Source organism: Patescibacteria group bacterium (assembly GCA_041650895.1).
Lineage (GTDB): Bacteria > Patescibacteriota > Patescibacteriia > 2-01-FULL-39-33 > 2-01-FULL-39-33 > CAISTG01.
In genome coordinates this window covers 149,426-170,097 of the sequence record JBAZKF010000001.1, presented here as the reverse complement: position 1 = coordinate 170,097, position 20,672 = coordinate 149,426, and the positions used below count along the sequence as shown (strand labels likewise).

Sequence of the window (20,672 nt, the reverse complement as noted above, 5' to 3'; positions counted from 1 at the left end):
AAAGTAAAATGTTTTATTGGCCTCTACCGCCTAAGACAACTCTAATTGTCTTTAAAATAATACTTAAATCAAGAAGCAGAGAGCGGTTTTTGACGTAGTATAGGTCATATTTGAGTTTTTCTAATGTTTCTTCTTTGGAACCGCCATAGGCTGGACCCAGCAGTTGTGCCCAGCCGGCTAAACCCGGCTTAACTAAGAGTCGTTCGCTATAGAAGGGGATTTCCTGCGAGAGAGACTGGATGAATTCCGGCCGTTCCGGTCTGGGACCGATTAGGGACATTTCGCCACGGAGGATATTAAGCAACTGGGGAATTTCATCTAATCTGGTTTTACGCATTAGGCGTCCGAAACGGGTAACGCGGGAATCATTCTTTGTCGCCCATTGAGCGCCGTTTTTTTCTGCATTTTCAATCATTGAGCGGAATTTAATGGCTAAAAACTCTTTGCCGTTTTTGCCCACCCTAATCTGTCGGAAGAGAATCGGTCCGGGGCTTTCTAATTTAATGATGAGAGCGATAAGGGGTACGAAAGGTGCTGTTACGATTAAGCCGATGCCGGATAGGAGTATGTCTATCAGACGCTTGAGTATCTCGTATGATTTTTTGGAATTCTCAGTTAGATTTTCCAGAAACCATCCTAGTTCAATCGATTCCACCGGCACTTTTTGCGTAATGATTTCATAGAAGTCAGTCAGTTGATGCACATCAATGCCCAAAGACAAACAATCAAAGATTTTTTTTGCCGTAACGGCGTCAGTGTGCAGGCTATTATCGGCAATAACGATGTCAATGTTGCTGTCCAGGCAGTATTTTTTTAGATTTTCCGGAACTTGGTTGAGGTGCGTCGCTCTATAACCTAACTGGGGCCGGCGCGCCAGCTCTCTCATTAATTCTTCGGCTAGGTTTTTTTGTCCGATGACCAAAAGATGGTTGGCGATCTGTGGCGATTTAATCAAGCCGTAAAAAATTTTGCGCCAGGCAAAAAGTATAGCGAAGGTAATAACCAAATCAATAATCAAGACTTTCTGCGGTTTGATGGCGGGGAAAAACGGAGTTAGAAAATAAAAAGCTAAAACCGCAATAATGCCGTTGATTATTGTGGCCTTGGATAAGATGGAAAATAAGGAAAAGTTATTATAGCTGGTTTTTAGATCATAAAAATCACTGATGTAAAAAACCAATAGCCACAAAATAAAAATAAAAGTCAAGGCGCGATAGTGGATTTGCCAGGAATTGGCGTCGAAACTCGAGCCGTAACGGAGCCAAAGAGTCAGGTAGAGCGCCAGATAAAGACAGCCGATATCGCCTAAAATTAGAAGTAATTTTTTGGTTTTTATAATAAAACTGGTCATAATATTAATCAATTACAGAACTATTTATACCATATTTAAGGAGAAAAAACAAGTTTTGACTTAATTTGATTTGTGTTATAATGGAATAAAGTTAATGGTTCTGACTTTTATGTTAAAAATGATAAAAGAAAGGATTTATCAGTTGCCGTTATTCAAACAGTCACTGTTCCGGCAGTTTATCAAATTCTGCCTGGTTGGCACATCTAATTTTTTGGTTGATTTGGGCGTCTATTGGCTGATGACCCGCCTATTCGGTCTGCACTATCTTGTCGCTTCCATTATTTCTTTTGCTGTGGCTGTAACCTGGAGTTTTGAGTTGAATCGCAAGTGGACCTTCCGTCATCATAGCGCTGGTTTGAAATGGCAGTATGCTAAATTTTTTGTTGCCAATATTATAAGTTTGTCATTGAATTTATGCCTTTTGAGCTTATTGATCGAATTGGTGCATATTCCAGACTTGTTGGCCAAAGCCGTCTCTTCGTTTATTGTCGCTATTTTTAATTTCAGTTTAAATCGTTTCTGGACTTTCAAGAGATAGTTGTCTGGGGTTATTATTTTGTGGTATAATATAAGGGAGTGAATATTAGATTAAGGCAGTAACGTATTTGATTGAATTAATTAAGTAATTAGTAATTTGTAACTTTTAACTGTATGCCCGTCAAAAAGGCGATATTTGATAAAAAGAATATTTTAGTCATTGGAGGAGCCGGATTCGTCGGTTCTAACCTTTGCGATGAGCTGGTCAAAACCGCTAAGGTTATCTGTCTTGATAATTTTCTTACCGGCGATCAGTCCAATATCGCCCACTTGCTGGCCAATCCTGATTTCAAGTTTATTAATCATGATATTATAAATCCTATTGAATTGGAGAGTCGTCCGGAATTAGCCGAGTTCAAAGTCGCTTTTCAGGGAGTGCAAGAAATTTATTTTTTGGCTTCCCCGACATCACCCAAAGCTTATATGGCTCATCCGGTGGAGACACTGTTGGTAAACTCGGTTGGTTTACGTTATGCTTTGGATTTAGCGGTTAAATACGAAGCTTCAATTTTATTCGCTTCGGCGCCTGCGGTCTACGGTGCCGGTACTGGCCCTATGCCGATCAAAGAAGATTATGTCGGCCCGGTTGATCAATTTGGCCCCCGCGCCTGCTATGCCGAGGCTAAGCGTTTTGGCGAAGCCTTGGTTAATAATTACCGCTTAGCTCATAAGCTTAATACCAAAATCGCCAGGATTTTCAATTGTTACGGTCCGCGTCTAAGCTTAACTGACGGTCGAATGATTCCAGAAATGATTTCTGCCGCTTACAGCGGGACAACCATTACCATCTACGGCCGCGAAAGCGAATTTGCTTCTTATTTTTATATTACAGATTTAATCCGCGGTTTAATGAAGTTAATGGAAAGCGGGGAGAGCGGCCCGGTCAATATGGCGTCGGAATGGAAAATGAGCATCAATGAAATCGCTAAAAAAATAATCACCCTGACTAACTCCAAGTCAATTATTGAATTTAAAAATCGCCCGGCTCATTTTGAGGTTCAGCCTTTAGCCAATATCTCTTTGGTCAAAGAAAAGTTGGGCTGGTTCCCGATAATTCTGATGGATGAAGGCTTGCAGAAAACCATTGATTATTTAAGCGCGCAAAAGGGAATAAGGCGTCCGGAAACAACCCTTGGTTCCGTCAAGATGGTTTAGCTTATGAAATTGGCGATAATTATTCCGGCTTACAATGAAGCGGAAAAAATCAGTTCTGTTGTTTTGGCAGTCAAGGCCGCTCAGCCTGAATCTCTGATTGTAATTATTGACGATGGCTCAAGCGACGCGACGGCTGAACTAGCCGCTTCGGCCGGCGCCGATGTCTTACGGCACAAAATTAATCGTGGCCAGGGAGCGGCGCTTAAAACCGGAATTGAGTATGCTCTTCGCCGCCACGTTGACGCGGCTGTTTTTTTTGACGCGGACGGGCAGATGGAGTCGCAAGAGATTAAATTATTGGCCGCTAAATTGGCTGAAGGTTATGACGCGGTGTTGGGCTCCAGGAATCTGGGTCGCGCCTTGAATATGCCGTTAATGAAAAGAATCACTAAAAAGCTGGCTTTATATTTTACCTGCTGGACTACCGGTTTAAAACTGACCGATACGCATAACGGCTTTCAGGCCTGGGCCGGAACAGCTTTAAAACTTCTGGATTTAGGACAGGATCGGCAGGCCTATGCCAGTGAGGTGTTGCATGAGATTAAGCGTCTCAAACTCAAATATTGTGAAGTGCCGGTAACAATTCATTATACCGATTATTCCATCAAGAAAGGCCAAAGCATTTGGAATGCGTTTGGTATTTTATGGGATTTGCTGATTAAGTAGTCATCAATAGTTGGTTTTTGCCGGTAGCCTTGATTATCTATCAATTAACAATTAATCATTATCATCAGACAAAATATGCTTATACAAATTATTCTTTTAATCATTATTGCTGTTATTGTCCTGCGTTTGGCAGCCAAGTATCGTGCCAAAGAATTGCCAGGCAAGCAATTTATCGGCTGGTTGTTATTGTGGTTTTTGGCCGGGCTGGCTGTTATTTGGCCTCAGTTGACAGTGGACATCGCCAATCGCGTGGGCGTGGGCCGCGGTTCTGACTTGGTGGTTTATTTGGCTTTGGTTTTTTTGTTTTATATTTTATCTCGTTTGTTTTGGCGCATTGAGAGATTGGAAAAAGACCTGACCAAAGTCGTTCGGGCCGAAGCCTTAAAGGAAAAAGATGATTCATCCTCATAAAAAAGTTGTCATTGGCATTGTTACCTATAACTCACGCCATAAGATCGCTGATTGTCTTGATAGCGTCAACCGGCAGAATTATCCGCGCGAGTTGGTTCAGGTAGTGGTAGTGGATAACAGCAGTCATGATTCAACCAAAGAATATCTGGCCGAAGTTTGGCCGCAAGTAACGGTTATCGCCAATGATAGAAACGCGGGTTTTGCCGCGGCTAATAACCAGATTTATTCCTGGGCTAAAGACCAGGCGGATTATCTGGTTTTGCTTAATGATGATACGATTGTGGAGCCGTATTGGCTGTCGCGCTTGGTTAATGCTGTTTCCGGCGATGAGAAAATCGCCGCTGTGCAATCAAAACTATTGCTTTATCCGGAGAAGAACCTGATTAATAGCTTGGGTAATTCCCTCCAATTCTTAGGCTTCGCCTTTTGCGATCATTACCGCGAGCCGGATAGCCATGCTTATACGGCTTTGTTTGATTTGCCTTACGCCTCGGGTGCGGCCGTACTGTTAAAATTGTCGGCGCTTCAGGAAATCGGCTTGTTTGATGAAAAATTATTCATGTATCACGAGGATGTGGATTTGGGTTGGCGTTTACGGCTATCGGGTTATCGTGTGGTTATTGACCCGCTTTCCGTGGTTTATCATAAATACAGTTATTCCAAGGCCAGATACAAGTTTTATTACATGGATCGCAATCGTTGGATTGTCTTACTGAAGAACTACCGTTTGGCGACCATAGTTTTGTTAGCACCCATGTTACTGATAATGGAAGTGGGCATTACGGCTTTTTCTATCAAGAACGAGTGGTCTAAGGAAAAGTTCAAAGGTTGGTTGTGGCTGATAAAAAACTTCGGTTATATTATGAGCGAGCGTCGGAAAATCCAGGATTTACGGCGAGTTTCTGATCGGGAGATCCTTAGTTTGTTTGTCGGTCCGATTACCAATCAGGAAGTAGAGAATAAGTTATTGTCTTGGGTGGCAAATCCGCTTTTGGAAGCTTATTTCTTGTTAGTCCGGTTAGTTGTTTTTTGGTAGGGGGCTTGATTTTTTCTTAATTTTACATTATAATTAAAAACACAAAATTCACCGTATTTAAACATAATACAGTGATAAAGAAGGGTAAAAATTATGGATCAAATTACACAGCCGATTAAGAGAATGGGCGGCGGCAAGATCGCTGTTTACATCATTTTAATCCTGGCGCTAGCCTCCGTGGCCGTTGTTTCTATCGTGCGTGATCGTATCGTCAATTATCCGCAGAACTCGGTTTCCGTTACCGGTCAAGGTAAGGTGACTTACCAGCCGGATATCGCTATCGTCACTTTGGGCGTCCAGATTGACAAGGTAGCTAAGCCGGATGAAGCTCTAAACCAATTGAATGATAAAATCACCAAGATCGTTGCGGTCATCAAAGCTTTGGGCATAGCGCCGGAAGATATTGTTACACAGAATTATTCTTTGTATCCGCAGTACGATTATATTAACAACACCAGTAGCTTATCTGGCTATAACGCTAATCAACAAATTACCGTTAAGGTGAGGGATATCAAAGCCAGCCCGGATAAGGTTAGTAAGGTTTTGGCCGAAGCCAGTAAGGCCGGCATCAATCAGGTTTTGGGAATTTCTTTTGATGTTTCCAATGTGGATGATTTAAAACAACAGGCTAGAGTGGAAGCTTTAGGTGATGCCAATAATAAAGCAATCAAAATGGCTTCTGTGGCCGAAGTTAAATTAGGAAAGATTACTGGCTGGTGGGAGAATTATGTGCAAGGTCCGGGACAAGGCGCTTCTTATTATGCCGATAAAGGCGGACTGGGCGGCGGCAGTAGTAGTGGCGGTGCCACGATTCCGACCGGCAGTTACGAAATCGTAGTGGAAATGAATGTAAATTACAGATTAAAATAAATTTTTCAGGGGATGTTGCCAAAACATCCCCTTTAAGGGCCTATAGTCTAGTGGTACGACGCTACATTCGCATTGTAGAGGCGGCGGTTCGATTCCGCCTAGGTCCAATAATGGACATTTAGCTCAGTTGGTTAGAGCGTTCGATTCACATTCGAAAGGTCACAGGTTCGAATCCTGTAATGTCCACATTATCATTTTATCCTTATGGTTGTATCAAATCTTTTATGGTCAATCTTGGCAGTAGCCGTTGTCAGTTTATTGTCATTTTCCGGCGCGCTCAGTCTGTTTCTTAATGAAAAGCGGTTGAACAAGATTTTGATTTATTTTGTATCTTTCGCGGCCGGATCAATGATCGGCGCCGCCTTTTTCCATCTGTTGCCTGAAGTTTTGGAAACTATCCCTTCGTTAGATGTTTTTATTGCCGTCCTAGTCGGCTTTTCGCTTTTTTTCGTTTTGGAAAGATTTCTGCGTTGGCATCATTGCCATAATGAAGAATGCGAAACACACAGCCATTTGGGTTGGCTCAATCTTATCGGTGACGGTTTCCATAACATGATTGACGGTATGGTGATATTCGCTTCTTTTTTGGGCGGTCCGGCTCTGGGCATACCTGTAACCCTGTCAATCATCCTTCATGAGATTCCTCAAGAGCTGGGTGATTTTGCCGTTCTGTTGTATTCCGGATTCACCAAAAAACGCGCTTTATTCTATAATCTACTTTCCGCCTGCATGGCTTTTATCGGCATATTATTGGGCTGGATGTTTTACCGGCAAAGCGAATTGATTTCCGCCTTGCTTTTGCCTTTTGCTGCCGGTGGTTTTATTTATATCGCTTCCTCGGATTTGATTCCCGAATTGCATAAGGATAAAAATCTGACCCGCGCCGTCCTATCTTATGTTCTATTCATCCTGGCTTTGATTTTTATGTACTTTATGAAAGTGCTGTTTGAGTAACCTTTTTCCCCTAATACCACCAAACAAAACTATGAAAAAAATCATATATCTGATTGTTTTGCTGTCAATGTTTTGGCCGGCCTTGACGCTGGCTCAATATTCGCCGGTCGGTGATGATCAGAATATTTATTATTATTCAGCCACTTGCCCGCATTGCCTTAAGGTCCACGAGTTTTTTGATCAATATGATATATTAAAAAAATACAACATCATAGAGAAGGAAGTATCGCAAAATCCCAAAAATGCCAAGGAGTTTTATGATTTGTGCGTGGCAAAGAGCGTGCCGCCCGAAGATATCGGCGTGCCTTATTTGCATTTTGAGGGCCAGTGCTTGTCCGGGGATCAGCCGATCATTGATTTTTTTAAAGTTAAATTGGGTTTGATTGGCGATGATTCGTCTAAAACCGTTGCCGTATCAACCAATAGTCCGCACAAGCTGACTGTCTGGGCGGTAACTGTGGCGGCCTTGGCTGATTCTATTAATCCCTGCGCCTTTTCGGTTATGATCTTTTTGATGCTGTCACTTCTGGCCATTGGCGCCAAGAAGCGGATGCTTAAGGTCGGTATTACTTATGTTATTACTGTTTATGTCGTTTATTTGGCGGCGGGGCTGGGTCTTTTGGCAGCCCTTCAGTGGCTTAGCGTTATTAGTAAATATGTTTTGTGGCTGGCGGCGGGGCTGGCGATTATTGCCGGACTTATTAATATCAAAGATTTTTTTTGGTACGGCCAGGGGATCACTCTGGCTATTCCCGAAGGCAAGAGGTCATTATTAGAAAAATATATCAAACACGCTTCCTTGCCGGCGGCAATTGTTTTAGGATTTTTGGTCGCCCTGTTTGAGTTGCCTTGCACTGGCGGATTCTACTTGGCCATTCTGGCGCTACTGGCGCAAGAAACCACTTATTGGAGCGGGGTGGTTTATTTGCTGTTTTATAACGTTGTTTTTGTGGCGCCCTTGTTTATTATTCTGGCGATTGTTTATAAGGGCGTATCGCCCCAACAGCTGGAATCCTGGCGTACGTCTAAACGCAAGTGGCTACGGCTCATTATGGGATTAGTGTTGGTGGCATTGGGCCTGAGTTTGATCTTTTTGTTTTAAATTTAGTTGTTGTTTTTATATTTTTATCGCTGTCAGTTAAAAATACGTCAAACTCCAGATTTAACGTATTTTTTTGTTCAAAATTAGATAAAAATATTATTTGCTCAGTGAAGTGGATAAATATCTTGACAAAATATTAATATTGTGAGATAATGTGTGCAGTACATTGGTAGGCCTTAGGCTGGAGAATAGTTCTCTAGTAGGAGGTAAGCCGCAGCATGGGAGAAAGACCATGAAAAAGAAGAGTGAGTTTTTGGGCGCCTTGGGTACTATGTGGCAAATTTGGAAGTCTCTGACGGACGAAATTCTGTCCTTGGGTGGTGATGACGAGGCGATTCGTCTCATTGAGACGGACAGTGGCCTGCGACGGCAAATCGCCGAATTGGTTATGGCCAAAGTGTGTGACGCTAAGACCGTTGCAAAGCAAGCTATATTGCTTTATACAGTCAACAGCTACGAGGTGGTTGTGGATCTTAGTCAGAATATTGAACAGATGATTTATGCTGGCCATTATGACAGGGAAGATTCGGACATCAAGCAGTTACGCATTATTAAGGGATCACTACCAGGCAAACGAAAAATTATAGTTGAGTTGCTTTGTTTTGGTCAGAATTTTGACAATGGCGAACAGGTTATCGACAAATTGAAAGAAGTTAATGATTTGTTGTTGCGTCGGGGAGCGGGTTATCGTTATCGTTTCGTTCAGATTGAAGAACTCCTGGCGTTGGGCGCGGCTCAACCCGGACTCCAACGGCTATTTCCCATTGCCGCTTTGGGCTCAATTTTGGAGTTTACCTTCGGCCGTGGTTTTGCTTGTCTTCGTATGATTGGTTTGGGGCGCTGTTTGGATATGGATAAGCTCGGGGGTAACTTCAGTAGCGACTGGTGTTTTGCGGTTGTCCGCGAGCCTGCTTGCCGGTAGGTAGACAATCTGACACCTTGGATCCTTGGCTCCCTGGATCCCTGAACCTTAATCCCTTGAATTTTCCGTGCGATGACGTATGTTGTCGCGCGGCTTTTATTTTGATGATAATTTGTTAATTCCAGCCGGATGGTTTTAACTTCATAATTTACAGGGCCAAATTGCCAAATTAACATATTTTTGATAAGATATTTACATAATTGCCAGTTAAAATTATGTCTTTTTTAGATAAAGTCTTAAAATCTTCCGGCAATACCTTATATTATCCCGGCTGCCTGACCAAATACGTGGCTAAGGATATTTTTGATAATTACAAAAAACTATTGGAAATGTGCGGAGAGGATCCCATTGTTCTGCCGGATAAGGAGGTTTGCTGCGGTTCGCCGGCCATTAATGCCGGTTTTAAGGCCGAGGCCGAATCTTTAGCCGAGAAAAATCTGCAATTGTTCAAGCAGTATAATATTACAAAAATCATTACGGGCTGTCCGGCTTGCTATCGCGTATTCAGCCATGAATATCCTAAAATTCTGTCAGACTTGTGGGATATTGAGGTTGAGCACATGACTACTTATCTACTGAAGAAATTGAAAAGTGGGAAACTGAATTTGCCGGCAGCAAAAATCAAAGCCACTTACCATGATCCCTGCCATTTGGGGCGGCATGGCCGGATTTATGAGGAACCGCGGGAATTGCTTAAACTTCTGGGCGTTGATTTGCAAGAGATGGTACTGAACCGCGAACATGCTTTTTGTTGCGGAGCGGGCGGGGGAGTGCAATCCAATCATAAGGAATTGGCGGAAAAGATCGCAACCGAGCGAGTGAGTCAAGCCGTGGACACAGCTGCCGAATATTTAGTTACGCCTTGCCCTATGTGTACCTATAATTTGCGCAATGGCGTGGGCGATAAAATTAAAGTCGTAGAGTTTTCCGAAGTGCTATTAGGAAAAATATAATTATGAATCGCGATTTTGTTTACAATTATCTTAGCAAGCGAGATACCGCCTTAAGCCGTGAAGATCAGGAGAAGCTGCGCGATCAGATTTTTGATTTGAAAAAAAATGCAGCAGCCAGGCTGGCAGAATTAGTAGAAAAGGCCAAGAACAAATTAGAGCAAGCCGGCGCTAAGGTTTATGTGGTCAAGGACAATATTGCCGCTACCGCATTAATTAAAGAGTTAGTCGGCTCAAGCCAGGCAGTCAAAAGCAAGTCCAACACTTTGGATAAATTAAGTTTAAAAGAAATCCTGGGCGATAAATTGACAGAGACCGATTTGGGTGCTTATATTGTCTCGCAAATCGGCGGTGACAGCGATCATCCGGTTTTGCCGGCTATTGATTTACGGGTGGAAGAAATCGTTGCGAGATTCAAACAGAAAGGGATTGATTTGCCGGCTAACCCTAAAGAATTAGTGAATAAATTGAAAACTGTTATCAGGGAGAAGATCTTATCCGCCGAAGTGGGGTTGACCGGCGTTAACGCCGTTACCGCCGACGGGCAAATCATGCTACTTGAGAACGAAGGCAATATTTCTCTGATCACTCGTTTGCCCAAGCTGCATATTGCTGTGGCTAACGTGGAAAAAGTCGTGGCCTCGTATGACGACGCGATTAAAATTGCCAAGGCGGCTGCGGTTTGGGGGACCGGTCAGAGTTGGACGTCTTACGTGTCGTTTATTGGCGGACCGTCGCAAACAGCCGATATTGAAAACGAGTTAATTACCGGTGTGCAAGGAGCTCAGGATTTGGCGGTAATTCTGATTGAAGGGCAATCCTATAAAAAAGTTGGCACCGAGTTGGAAAGTATGTTATACTGTATCCATTGTGGAGCTTGTTATAACCTTTGCCCGGCTTGGAATCTGACTTTGACCATGCCCAAGGTCTCAAACAATAAAACTAATTCTACTTGCACTCTGTGCCAGAATTGCACAGTCAACTGTCCGGCCAAGATTGATTGGCAGAATATTACCAGAGTTTATCGCGAGAAATTTACCGCCGAAGGCAAGATTAGCGAGGTTAATGCCAAAATGCTTAAAAACTTAAAGCACTACGGCAATCCTTTCGGCGAAGTCCCAGAAGGTGCTACACCAGATGAGCTATTTTGCTGTTAATTAATCAGATTATATATTTATCGTTAAAAAATATGAAGAAAATTATTTCTAAAATTTCTGACTGGTGCAAGAATGTTTGCGCTAAACGCGAAGGGCAAAGCAATTTCAAGCGCGGTTTGATAATCGGTTTGGCCATTGCTTTAGTCATTATTGTTATTTTGGTGTTGGTCTTGTGGCTATCCGGCGTGTGGGACGGAAAGAAAGACGATTCCCAACCGGCTAATCCTATTGCTGAAGCCAAAGTGATTGTTTTAACTTCTACGCATTGTGGTAATAAATGCTGGGATACTAGCTTATTTATTGACGCTTTAAAAAGCAGAAGCATCAAAATCACCGATGTGGAAACCCTCAAGGTTGATGGTTGGTGGCCCTGGAGTAAAGGCAAGGCGTTAGCTAAGAAGTTACAAGTAACCAAAGTCCCGACTGTCGTAGTAGAAACAGATTTTAGCAAAAATCCTGATTTAGCTGCTTTTTTCACCAGCACTTTGGGTAATACTGTTGATAATCAATTTGTCTTGACCAAAATTTTAGCGCCGTATTATGACTTGGCTTTAAATAAACTCAAAGGAGAAATATTGGTTACTTATTTGACTGATGAATCTTGCAAGACTTGTTATGATGTCAAGACTCATGCAACGGCTTTGGAAAACTTAGGCGTGCCGACTAACCGAGCTAAAACTGTAGATATTTCTTCGCCTGCCGGCAAAGATTTGGTTGAGAAGTACAAGATAACCAAAGCGCCGACAATATTAATCAGCGGAGAAGTCAGCGAGTACCTGGTGTTCACTCAGGCTTGGGCGGATGTGGGAATTGTCGCTGATGACGGTACTTATATCTTCACTAATTTAGATCTGATGGGAGATTATAAGGATCTGACGACCGGTACAGAGGTGAAAGCGGATGCGACTAAGGCTTCCGGTTCGGCCACAACCCAGACTACGGCAACCACCAAATAAACAGGTATTACAGTTATTGAAAAGTTAAAAACCCGTACGCCATATCGTCGTGCGGGTTTTATAATTAAAGTTGCTTTTTTTGCTTAAAAATGGTATAGTTTTTTTATGAAACTCTATATTGTCGCGACGCCGCTGGGAAATTTAAAAGATATAACTCTCCGGGCTTTGGAGGTACTCAAGTCCGTGCCTTTGATTGCTTGCGAAGACACGCGTGTTTCCAGCAAGCTTTTAGCGGCTTACGATATCAAAACCAAAACAGTTTCCTATCACCAGCATAGCTCAGCCGGCAAGGTGGATTTTTTGTTGGATAAGCTGGCCGAGACGGGGGAGATGGCGGTTATTACTGACGCAGGGACTCCGGGAATTTCCGATCCGGGCAATTTGTTGGTGGAAGCGGCAGTCAAAAGATTTGGCAGTCAGTGCGAGATTATCCCTATTCCCGGTCCGTCAGCTATTGTCGCCCTTTTGTCTATTTCCGGCTTGCCGACCGATCGTTTTCTGTTCTTGGGCTTTTTGCCTCATAAGAAAGGCAAGGAGACAATACTGAAAAGAATAATTGACAGTGGAGAGACGACAGTGTTTTATGAATCTACTCATCGGATTATCAAATCTTTGGAAAAGTTAAACGAGATGATGCCCCCCGGGGCGGATAATGGCAGGCGAATCGTTGTGGGTCGCGAACTGACGAAGAAATTTGAAACCGTTTATCGCGGCAATATCAAGCAAATTTTAGATCAATTAAAGTCCGATACTACCAAAGGCGAGTTTGTTGTGGTAGTGGAAGGAAAGTAGGCCAATTATGAATCAATAATTACGAACTACGAATTATAAAAATGGAAGAAATAAATATTAATTTATGAAGTTTTACATAACCACCCCAATTTATTATTCTAACGCCGAACCGCATATCGGCTCGGCTTATCCGACAATCGCTGCTGATGTTCTGGCACGTTATCATCGTTTACTCGGCGATGAAGTTTACTATCTAACCGGTGTGGATGAGCATGGCCAGAAAATGTCAGATTCGGCTGCGGCCGCTAATGCATCGCCGCAGGAATTCTGCGACGCTATGGCGGCTAAATGGCAATTCGCTTGGGACGCGCTTAATATTTCTAATGATGATTTTATTCGCACTACTTCCGACCGCCACAAGGATGGCGTCACTAAACTGCTGTTAAGGTTAAAAGAGGCCGAAGCGATTTACGAGGGCAAGTATGAGGGTTATTATTGTAAGGGTTGTGAGGCTTTTGTGACAGAAAAGGATTTGGTCGGCGGTTTATGTCCGGTGCACCAAACCAAGCCGGAGCTTATTGAAGAAAAGAATTACTTTTTCAATTTGAAGAAGTATTTGCCGGAAGTAGAGCGATTAATTGATACGGATAAAATTAGGATCCTGCCTGCCAGCAAAAAGAAAGAAGTGCTGGGCTTATTCAAACAGGAGTTGTCTGATTTTTCCATTTCTCGTCAAAATCTCAAATGGGGCATACCTTTGCCTTGGGATCCGACACAAGTTACTTATGTTTGGGCCGATGCTCTAAGTAATTATATTAATGCTTTGGGTTATGGTTCCGGCGACGAAGCTAAGCTGGATAAGTTTTGGCCGGCTGATGTACACGTTATCGGCAAGGACATTATTAAGTTTCATTGTATTTTTTGGCCGGCCATGCTATTGGCCGCGGAAATCCAACCCCCCATGACTATTTTTGCCCATGGTTTCTTTACGGTTGACGGGCATAAGATGGGCAAATCTTTGGGTAATATTATTGACCCCTTAGAATTAGCTAAAGGATTTGGCGTTGACGCTATCAGGTATTTGTTGCTGTCGCAATTTCCGTTCGGACAGGACGGAGATATCAAGGCGGATAAGTTTGTTATTCAGTATAATTCAGATTTGGCCAATGGTATCGGTAATTTTTCTTCCCGCGTTACGGCCATGGCCGAAAAATATTTTGCTGGTTTAGTGCCGAATCGCGATAACGAATTGAAAGCGGAAACTGAAAAGCTCATCGGGCAATATAATCAAGCTATGAGTGATTTCCTGCCTGATAACGGCATTGAAGCGGTTAAGGGCTTAGTCGCTTTGGGTGACGCTTATGTGGAAAAAAATAAGCCTTGGGAACTGGCTAAGACCGATGTTAAAAGATTAGAAGAAGTAATCTATAACTTACTGGAGTTATTGCGTCATGTCGGTGTCTTGCTTTGGCCGATTATGCCGGAAAGTGGAGAAAGGATTATGACCGCCTTGGGTCAAGCAGGCTTTTTTGGCCAAGATTATAAAACCTTGACTGTTTGGGGTCTTTTGGAGCCCCAGAGTAAAGTAGAGAAGATCACTGGCTTATTCCCCAGGATATAGTAAATATTAATCATAAGCTATCTATATGATGGTTTTTACGCTTGTCGACGTCATTTTGATTATTATTGTTTTAATTTTCGTGATGTGGGGCTTTGTTATGGGACTGATACGCACGATTGGCGCTTTGGTCGGCATGATCTTTGGCACTTGGGTGGCCGGCCATTATTTTATGCCGGTAGCCGATTGGCTGACGCCGGTGCTGATGGGCCATGCTATCGCCGCTAGAATCGTTGCCTTCTTATTTGTTTTTATTGCAGTAAACCGTTTGACGGTTTTATTATTTTATCTGGTTGATCGTGGCTTTAAGTTGATTTCCATTATTCCTTTTTTGGGTTCTTTGAATCGGCTGGGCGGCGCGCTATTGGGGTTAGTGGAAGGTGTTTTGACTTCCGGCATTATAATATTCGTTTTAGCCAAAATTGCTCCAGATATTTCTTTAGTTAAGAATTTTTTGGGCAATTCCCAGATAGCTTATTGGCTGGTTTTGTCGGCCACTTGGCTGACTAAGCTTTTGCCCGAGGCGTTTAATAGAATACAGTCAATATTTTAATGTATGTTGGTAGACTCTCATTGCCATCTAAACTTCATTTCCTTTAGAGATGACGCCACTAAAGTGGCGGCTGATTTTTTATCGTCTAATTACGCCTTATTGAATGTGGGCGCGCAATATTCCACTTCCGAACGGGCGATTAATTTGGCGGAAAAATTTCCGCGCGGGGTTTATGCCGTAGTCGGATTGCACCCGCTTCATTTAATTGAAGCGGGGGAAGAAACTATTATTATTGAAGGCAAACCGCAGACTTTTAAGACCGCGCAAGAGGATTTTGATGCTAATAAATACCGCCAGTTAGCCCGATCATCCAAGAAAGTCGTGGCTGTCGGCGAAACCGGATTGGATTATTTTTATTTCGGTAAATTTTCTGTTGCGGAGATCGCGCAATTGAAGATTAAACAAGAGCAGGCCTTCCGTGGTTTTATCGCTTTGGCTGAAGAACTTAATCTGCCCTTGGTTATCCACAGCCGAGGCTCTGTTGCTAACCCGACTGATGCCTATGATGATATTTTGCGCATTTTACAAGACAAGATTGGCTCCGATAGGAAAGTCAAAGGAGTAGTGCATTGCTTTGGCGGTAATGCCGAACAAGCCAAGCAATTTTTGCGACTCGGTTTATATTTGGGTTTTACCGGCATTATAACATTCAAGAAAAAATCCGAAGAACTCCAACAGATAGTTCGGGAGACGCCGCTTGATAGGATTTTGATTGAAACCGATGCGCCCTTCCTGTCTCCGGAGCCGCACCGCGGAGCCAGGAATGTTCCGCAATACGTGGAATTTGTGGCTAAAAAAGTTGCACAACTAAAGGATCTGACTTATGGCGAAGTGGCCGAAGCCACAACCAAAAATGCCAAAGAATTATTCGGTATTTGATATTTATGATTTGTTATTTATGATTCTCTATCTTATTTTATCCTTTGTCTGGTTATTTATCTCAACTTACTTCGCAGGTAGAGTCCTTTTGAGAATCCTGCCCGTCAATAGGCAATTGGCCATGGCGTTGGGGATTTTTTTTAGTTTGGCTATTTTGTCGTTGGTAACTAATATTTTCACGGCTTGGTTGTCTTTTTCTAACATTTTCATTATTGCCGCTTTCATCATCTCTTTAGTCTTTATTGTTGTTTTGTATTTTTATTATGCTAAATTGCCTGCCTGCGGCGCCGGAAGTTACTCGAGCGAGCCGTTTTTGCCCGCTTATTTCGGTTATGCCGCTATCCTATTGGTCTTGGCTGTTATCGGCGGTTATTTTGTTTTTGCTGGTATAAATAGCAGTGGATTAGTCAGTCCCTGGCAAACTCTCAGTCCGTTGTTTTTAGTAATCGTTTTTGTCTGCTCTTTGGCTGCCCTATATTTGTCGCAGAGTCGCATATCTTTGGCGGTGGCATTATTTTCCGTTATTATTTTTTCTTTATTAATCCATTCTTATTTATTGGTTTATCCGAATGGTTTTGGTGGTGATCGTTTCCGTCATCTTGGATCGGAATACCGCTTATTATCGGGTTTGGAATATCAGCCGACATTATTGGCCGGTGATGTCTGGTACGTTGCTGTTAGTGGAATAAAAGTTCCGCAAGCCTTAGCGGATCCGGCCAAGTTGTCTTATGGCGCCCAATGGTCGCTGGAGGCTGTTGTTTCCAAGATAACTTCAATTGATGTGTTTCAGCTCAATCGTTTTCTTTTACCGTTTCTTTGGTCTTTATTTTTGCCGTTAATTATTTTTGTTATTGCTTCGTTATTATACCCTAATCGGCAGTTTGCCCTGCTGGCAGCCGTTTTAAGTTCCGGTTTTTATTTATGGCAGTATTATGGCGGACAGGGTTTGCCGGCAAGTTGGGGGTTGCTCAATTTTGCTTTCGGCGTCATGCTTTGGCTGGCCTATTTGAGGCGCCCGAATAATAAAATGGCCTTATTGGCCTTGGCTTTTACGGCACTTAATTATTTTAATTATTCGTTGGCCTTTATTTTGCTGATAATTTTTGGTTTATTAACATTGACTGCCAGAAAACGCGATTGGTCGGCAATCGTGGCTTTGTTGGCGATAATAGGATTGGTAGCTCTGGATTTTGTTTCCAGCCGGCAAGTCAGTTTTCATTTAGGCGGTTTATATCAGGCCTGGACCGCCGGCAATTTATGGTATTTTAATTCCGGTTTGAAGTTATGGCCGCAGTGGGGTTTGATGCCCAAAATCTTTGATTTAGCCGTGGCTACAATTTTTATCTTAGTTTATTTGGTTTCCTTGATTGTCGCCTGGCAACGCAATGACGCGGCGTGGCGCTTAGTCTCTTATTTTTCTCTGATCACTCTCGGCGCTTACTTTATTAGCTGGGGATTTTTATCGGGCGAGCACTCCTTGGCGCGTCGTTTGACGCTTTTTGCCATTCTGCCTTTGCTTTTATTGTTTTGCCAGTTGATCATCTCGGCTATTAAAAGGCGCCATCAGGCGGAATTAGCCGTGGTTATTCTTTCCTTGTTGATTGTGGCCAACTACTATTCCGGGCCGGTCATGGACTTGGTGATAACCGATGCCGATTGGCAGAAAGCGCAAGTTGTCTGGCAAGAAATAAAGGACTTGCCCGAAAGGCCATGCATCAAAGAGTCTTTGCCGATAATTTTGTCTTTGGAAGCTGTCTCTGCCAAGGAGTTTCAGGAGACAACTAATAATATTATTTGCAGCAAATAATCATTAACTTGTTATTTTTAATTTATAATCAAACCATATGGACTGTATCTTTTGTAAAATCATTGCCGGAGAAATCCCCTCAGCCAAAGTTTATGAGGATGATAAGTTTTTGGCTTTTTTGGATATTGCGCCGGTCAACCCGGGTCACACCTTGATCATTCCTAAGGCCCATTATGAAACTTTGCTGGATTTGCCGGCTGATGACGCTTGCCAGCTTTTGGGTTTGGCGCAGAAGATTGCGCCGGCGGTTCTATCCGCCACCGGAACCAATGCTTTCAATTTGATGCTTAATAATGGCGGGGCATCAGGTCAGGTTGTCGGCCATGTGCATTTTCATATTGTGCCCCGGTCTGAGGGTGATGGCCTCAAGCTCTGGCCGGGTAAAGAATATGAACCAGGCCGGCAACAGGAATTAGCGGAGAAAATTAAAACGCAAATAACTTAAAGGCAAAATTAAAACGCTCCCTTAATAGGGGGCGTTGTTTTGTTCAATCAAATTCCTCTTCTTCTTTCTCCCACAGGCATTCAAGCGCATTAAGCAATGAATCTGAACCGCCAATCTTATCCACCACGCAACCAATGCCGTGTTGGTATAGTTTCTCGTCGCCAAAAAAATAACTGTAATTGCGCCAGGTCAAGGCGACTATCGGTGGCAGGGTCAGACCTTGTTCTCGCCATTTTGCTAAGAGTTTTATCCCGCTCAACGCTTCCGGGCCCTTAGCCAATTCATCCAAGGGCATTTCCGGCTCAATAACGATGGCGTCAAACTTATCTCCGAGTAACGCTTCCCTGGCTGTTCCCAGCTCAGCTCGCGACATATCGCTGGCGTGTACGATGTAGCCGGCATCGCCAAGTGTTCGTCCTAGCGCCGATCTGGCTTCTTTGTCAAATTCTATCAAGAGTAATTTTCTCATGGTATTTTCCTTTATCGGTTTAAGATCATTGATCCTTTTAAAACCATTGGCCGCGCTTGAAGCGTGGCACTCTTCGTACTTCACTGCAGATGTTATGGAGGTAAGGGATAGGAATAACCGGAATATTGGCCGCATCAAGCATGATTCTACTGACCCTAAATTTTTCCGCCCAGGTCTTCTGGAAACCGGGATCACCGAATGATTCCCAGCCTCGGTCAATATAAATTGAAGCGATGCCACTCTCAACAATCACTTTGGCGCATTCGGAGCAGGGCAGGCCATTGGTAAAAAGGTGGCAACCCTGTAAAGATCCGCCGTAACGGGCGGCGCAACAAATAGCATCAGTTTCGGCATGAACAGTCCAAAGGTGTTTTTCCGGGCGCTCCAGCATTGCCGGAGTAATTTTTATGTTGCGAGGAAAATGATTACAGCCGGTGGAAACTATGCTTCTACGCAAATCGGCCGTTAAAACAGTTTTATTAAACTCGGGTCGAACTATAACTGCTCCGATATGCGTGTCCGGATCATTGCTCTTCGCCGCACATGAATACATAACATCCATTAGATAAGCAAATCCCACTCTGAATCTTTTTATTTCTTCCACTAATTCTGGCGATGAATCCATCTGGGTTCTCCTTCTTGTTTGGTCGAGGCACTGACCGAGACAATTTTTTATTGTTTTTAAAGTTCTATGATTGTTCTATGATAACTCAAAAACCGCCATTTGTCAATAGTGGCGGTTTATTATTAATTTGCCTTATGATTTTAGGGATTATTGGATGTCCAGTTTGTAAATGCCTTCCTGTTTGTCTATTAACCCGCTGAAATAAACATTATTGCCGGCACGATCCAATTGGATGAAATCAGCAGGGGCGTCAATTATAGTAATGATATTGCGCAATTCGCGGTTATCCAATTCAATGACTTTTAATTGTCCTTCAGTAACAAAGAAAATATAGCGTCCGGTTGGGTGCCAGGCGGCGGCGGAAATAGGCTGGCCCAGCCGGGTGATAAGTTCTGGTTCATCTTTGGCGCTGTTATAAATTGATAGTTCAAAATCATTATAAATCAAAGCTGAATTATTAGCTAGAAAATCAAAAGACTTGGCTTTCAGGCTGGCGGATTTGGTTTTGCCGGATAAATCAATAATACGCAAGTCGCCGCTGAGCCGGTTAAAAAGATACAGGCGGTTGCCTTTAATCGTTTCAATTCGGCAAGCATCGCAGGTGATAGCTGCTATATCGCTGATATTAGCATTAGTCAGAGTGCCTCGGCTTAAAATGGAATTTTTAAAGATGTAAAAGTTTTGATTATCAAAATAAAAATCGCCGGTAAAGCTTTTTAATAATTGTTTGGCTGTTGAGTTGGAAACATTAATTTGCCACAAACTTGTTTTATCGTTGGCATAAAGCGTGTCGGAGTTTCTGTCCCATTTAATGGCAGAATAGTTTTTTATCGGCAATTTATCGTATTTTTTTAAAAAAGCGTCGATGAGGAAATAGGTTTTAGCGTTGCTTTTACCACTTTCAGCGATCAGATAACGGCCGGTTGGGGAGTAGCTGATTAACTTAACTTCGCCGTAATCAGAAATTTTAGTGATTATTTCCAGTGAACCGCCTGATAGCTCGCCGAATAAGCCGGAATTGACGTCAATAATACCAATAGATCCGTCCAGCTGGCTGAAGGCGATAATGTTTTTATCGGGTGAAATAAGCCAAGAGGAGACGCTGGTGGTGGCGTTTAATTTTTTTGCCGCTGGTTTTTTCCAGAGGATTATTTTTTCAGCGAAGGTGGTATTATTTTCTGTAATCGGCAGTTTTTTTTGCCAATCAAAATATCCCTCTTTGGTTAGTTTAATCTCGTAATCACCCGGCATCAGATATTGGATTTTGGCCGGAGTCTGTGTGTTTTGTATTTGGCTATTCAGGTAGATGTTGGCGCCACGAGGAATAGAAGTAATGCGCAGGATGCCGGTTTTTTGCACCCGGCCTTTGCTGAAATTATAACGATAACCGGCCGTATAGGCGATGATAAGAGGCGTAATAATCAGGAAAATTATAATGAAGGAAATGTAAGTTATACGACGATATAATAAGGTCATA

General features: G+C 42.9%; 22 protein-coding genes and 2 tRNA genes. 20 read left to right on the top strand and 4 right to left on the bottom strand.

Annotated elements, in window-relative coordinates:
• Positions 1-13: 13 nt before the first annotated feature.
• Entirely contained in the window at positions 14-1,351 is a 1,338-nt protein-coding gene (locus WC473_00895; GenBank protein MFA5124370.1) for a sugar transferase, read from the bottom strand.
• 109 nt (positions 1,352-1,460) lie between these two features.
• On the opposite strand from WC473_00895, the gene WC473_00890 reads away from it, so the two are divergent.
• The 20 genes from WC473_00890 (at position 1,461) to WC473_00795 (ending at position 18,101) form a co-directional block, all read left to right on the top strand.
• On the top strand, positions 1,461-1,889 hold the full coding sequence (locus WC473_00890) for a GtrA family protein (protein ID MFA5124369.1): 429 nt from the start codon (positions 1,461-1,463) through the stop codon (positions 1,887-1,889).
• Positions 1,890-2,002: 113 nt separating this feature from the next.
• Positions 2,003-3,043, top strand: a complete 1,041-nt coding sequence (locus WC473_00885; GenBank protein ID MFA5124368.1) for an NAD-dependent epimerase/dehydratase family protein — start codon at positions 2,003-2,005, stop codon at positions 3,041-3,043.
• A gap of 3 nt (positions 3,044-3,046) precedes the next feature.
• Complete coding sequence (locus tag WC473_00880) at positions 3,047-3,709, top strand: glycosyltransferase family 2 protein (GenBank protein MFA5124367.1); 663 nt, start codon at positions 3,047-3,049, stop codon at positions 3,707-3,709.
• A 75-nt stretch (positions 3,710-3,784) separates the two neighbouring features.
• Positions 3,785-4,120, top strand: coding sequence for a DUF2304 domain-containing protein (locus tag WC473_00875; GenBank protein ID MFA5124366.1), 336 nt, complete (start codon positions 3,785-3,787; stop codon positions 4,118-4,120).
• A complete protein-coding gene (locus WC473_00870) occupies positions 4,104-5,156 on the top strand; it encodes a glycosyltransferase family 2 protein (protein ID MFA5124365.1) in 1,053 nt (350 codons plus the stop codon). The genes WC473_00875 and WC473_00870 overlap by 17 nt, the downstream gene beginning before the upstream one ends.
• A 93-nt stretch (positions 5,157-5,249) precedes the next feature.
• The gene (locus WC473_00865; protein MFA5124364.1) at positions 5,250-6,026 is read left to right on the top strand and encodes an SIMPL domain-containing protein; all 777 of its coding nucleotides are present in this window, start codon (positions 5,250-5,252) and stop codon (positions 6,024-6,026) included.
• 36 nt (positions 6,027-6,062) lie between these two features.
• Positions 6,063-6,133, top strand: a tRNA-Ala gene (locus WC473_00860).
• Between the two features lie 5 nt (positions 6,134-6,138).
• Positions 6,139-6,212, top strand: a tRNA-Val gene (locus WC473_00855).
• Positions 6,213-6,230: 18 nt separating this feature from the next.
• Positions 6,231-6,980 (top strand): ZIP family metal transporter, encoded by a 750-nt coding sequence (locus WC473_00850; protein ID MFA5124363.1) that lies wholly within the window; start codon positions 6,231-6,233, stop codon positions 6,978-6,980.
• A 31-nt stretch (positions 6,981-7,011) separates the two neighbouring features.
• A complete protein-coding gene (locus tag WC473_00845; GenBank protein MFA5124362.1) occupies positions 7,012-8,082 on the top strand; it encodes a cytochrome c biogenesis CcdA family protein in 1,071 nt (356 codons plus the stop codon).
• A 232-nt stretch (positions 8,083-8,314) separates the two neighbouring features.
• The gene (locus tag WC473_00840; protein MFA5124361.1) at positions 8,315-9,004 is read left to right on the top strand and encodes a hypothetical protein; all 690 of its coding nucleotides are present in this window, start codon (positions 8,315-8,317) and stop codon (positions 9,002-9,004) included.
• Between the two features lie 215 nt (positions 9,005-9,219).
• Positions 9,220-9,957, top strand: a complete 738-nt coding sequence (locus WC473_00835; GenBank protein ID MFA5124360.1) for a (Fe-S)-binding protein — start codon at positions 9,220-9,222, stop codon at positions 9,955-9,957.
• A gap of 2 nt (positions 9,958-9,959) precedes the next feature.
• On the top strand, positions 9,960-11,111 hold the full coding sequence (locus WC473_00830; GenBank protein ID MFA5124359.1) for an LUD domain-containing protein: 1,152 nt from the start codon (positions 9,960-9,962) through the stop codon (positions 11,109-11,111).
• Between the two features lie 32 nt (positions 11,112-11,143).
• Positions 11,144-12,067: a hypothetical protein gene (locus WC473_00825; GenBank protein MFA5124358.1), complete on the top strand. Its 924-nt coding sequence runs from the start codon at positions 11,144-11,146 to the stop codon at positions 12,065-12,067.
• Positions 12,068-12,172: 105 nt separating this feature from the next.
• Positions 12,173-12,859, top strand: a complete 687-nt coding sequence (rsmI, locus tag WC473_00820) for a 16S rRNA (cytidine(1402)-2'-O)-methyltransferase (protein MFA5124357.1) — start codon at positions 12,173-12,175, stop codon at positions 12,857-12,859.
• 64 nt (positions 12,860-12,923) lie between these two features.
• Positions 12,924-14,420: a methionine--tRNA ligase gene (metG, locus tag WC473_00815; GenBank protein ID MFA5124356.1), complete on the top strand. Its 1,497-nt coding sequence runs from the start codon at positions 12,924-12,926 to the stop codon at positions 14,418-14,420.
• Between the two features lie 25 nt (positions 14,421-14,445).
• Positions 14,446-14,970, top strand: a complete 525-nt coding sequence (locus tag WC473_00810; protein MFA5124355.1) for a CvpA family protein — start codon at positions 14,446-14,448, stop codon at positions 14,968-14,970.
• 3 nt (positions 14,971-14,973) lie between these two features.
• Positions 14,974-15,849, top strand: coding sequence for a TatD family hydrolase (locus tag WC473_00805; GenBank protein ID MFA5124354.1), 876 nt, complete (start codon positions 14,974-14,976; stop codon positions 15,847-15,849).
• Positions 15,850-15,937: 88 nt separating this feature from the next.
• Positions 15,938-17,656 carry a hypothetical protein gene (locus WC473_00800; protein ID MFA5124353.1) on the top strand — a complete coding sequence of 573 codons (1,719 nt, stop codon included), beginning with the start codon at positions 15,938-15,940 and terminating at the stop codon, positions 17,654-17,656.
• A 37-nt stretch (positions 17,657-17,693) separates the two neighbouring features.
• On the top strand, positions 17,694-18,101 hold the full coding sequence (locus WC473_00795) for an HIT family protein (protein ID MFA5124352.1): 408 nt from the start codon (positions 17,694-17,696) through the stop codon (positions 18,099-18,101).
• A 43-nt stretch (positions 18,102-18,144) separates the two neighbouring features.
• Here WC473_00795 and WC473_00790 read toward each other — a convergent pair whose 3' ends face one another.
• The 3 genes from WC473_00790 to WC473_00780 all read right to left on the bottom strand — a co-directional run bounded on the left by WC473_00790 (position 18,145) and on the right by WC473_00780 (position 20,671).
• Complete coding sequence (locus WC473_00790; protein ID MFA5124351.1) at positions 18,145-18,570, bottom strand: hypothetical protein; 426 nt, start codon at positions 18,568-18,570, stop codon at positions 18,145-18,147.
• A gap of 37 nt (positions 18,571-18,607) precedes the next feature.
• Positions 18,608-19,195 (bottom strand): deaminase, encoded by a 588-nt coding sequence (locus tag WC473_00785; protein MFA5124350.1) that lies wholly within the window; start codon positions 19,193-19,195, stop codon positions 18,608-18,610.
• A 147-nt stretch (positions 19,196-19,342) separates the two neighbouring features.
• On the bottom strand, positions 19,343-20,671 hold the full coding sequence (locus WC473_00780; GenBank protein MFA5124349.1) for a PEGA domain-containing protein: 1,329 nt from the start codon (positions 20,669-20,671) through the stop codon (positions 19,343-19,345).
• Position 20,672: the final 1 nt, after the last annotated feature.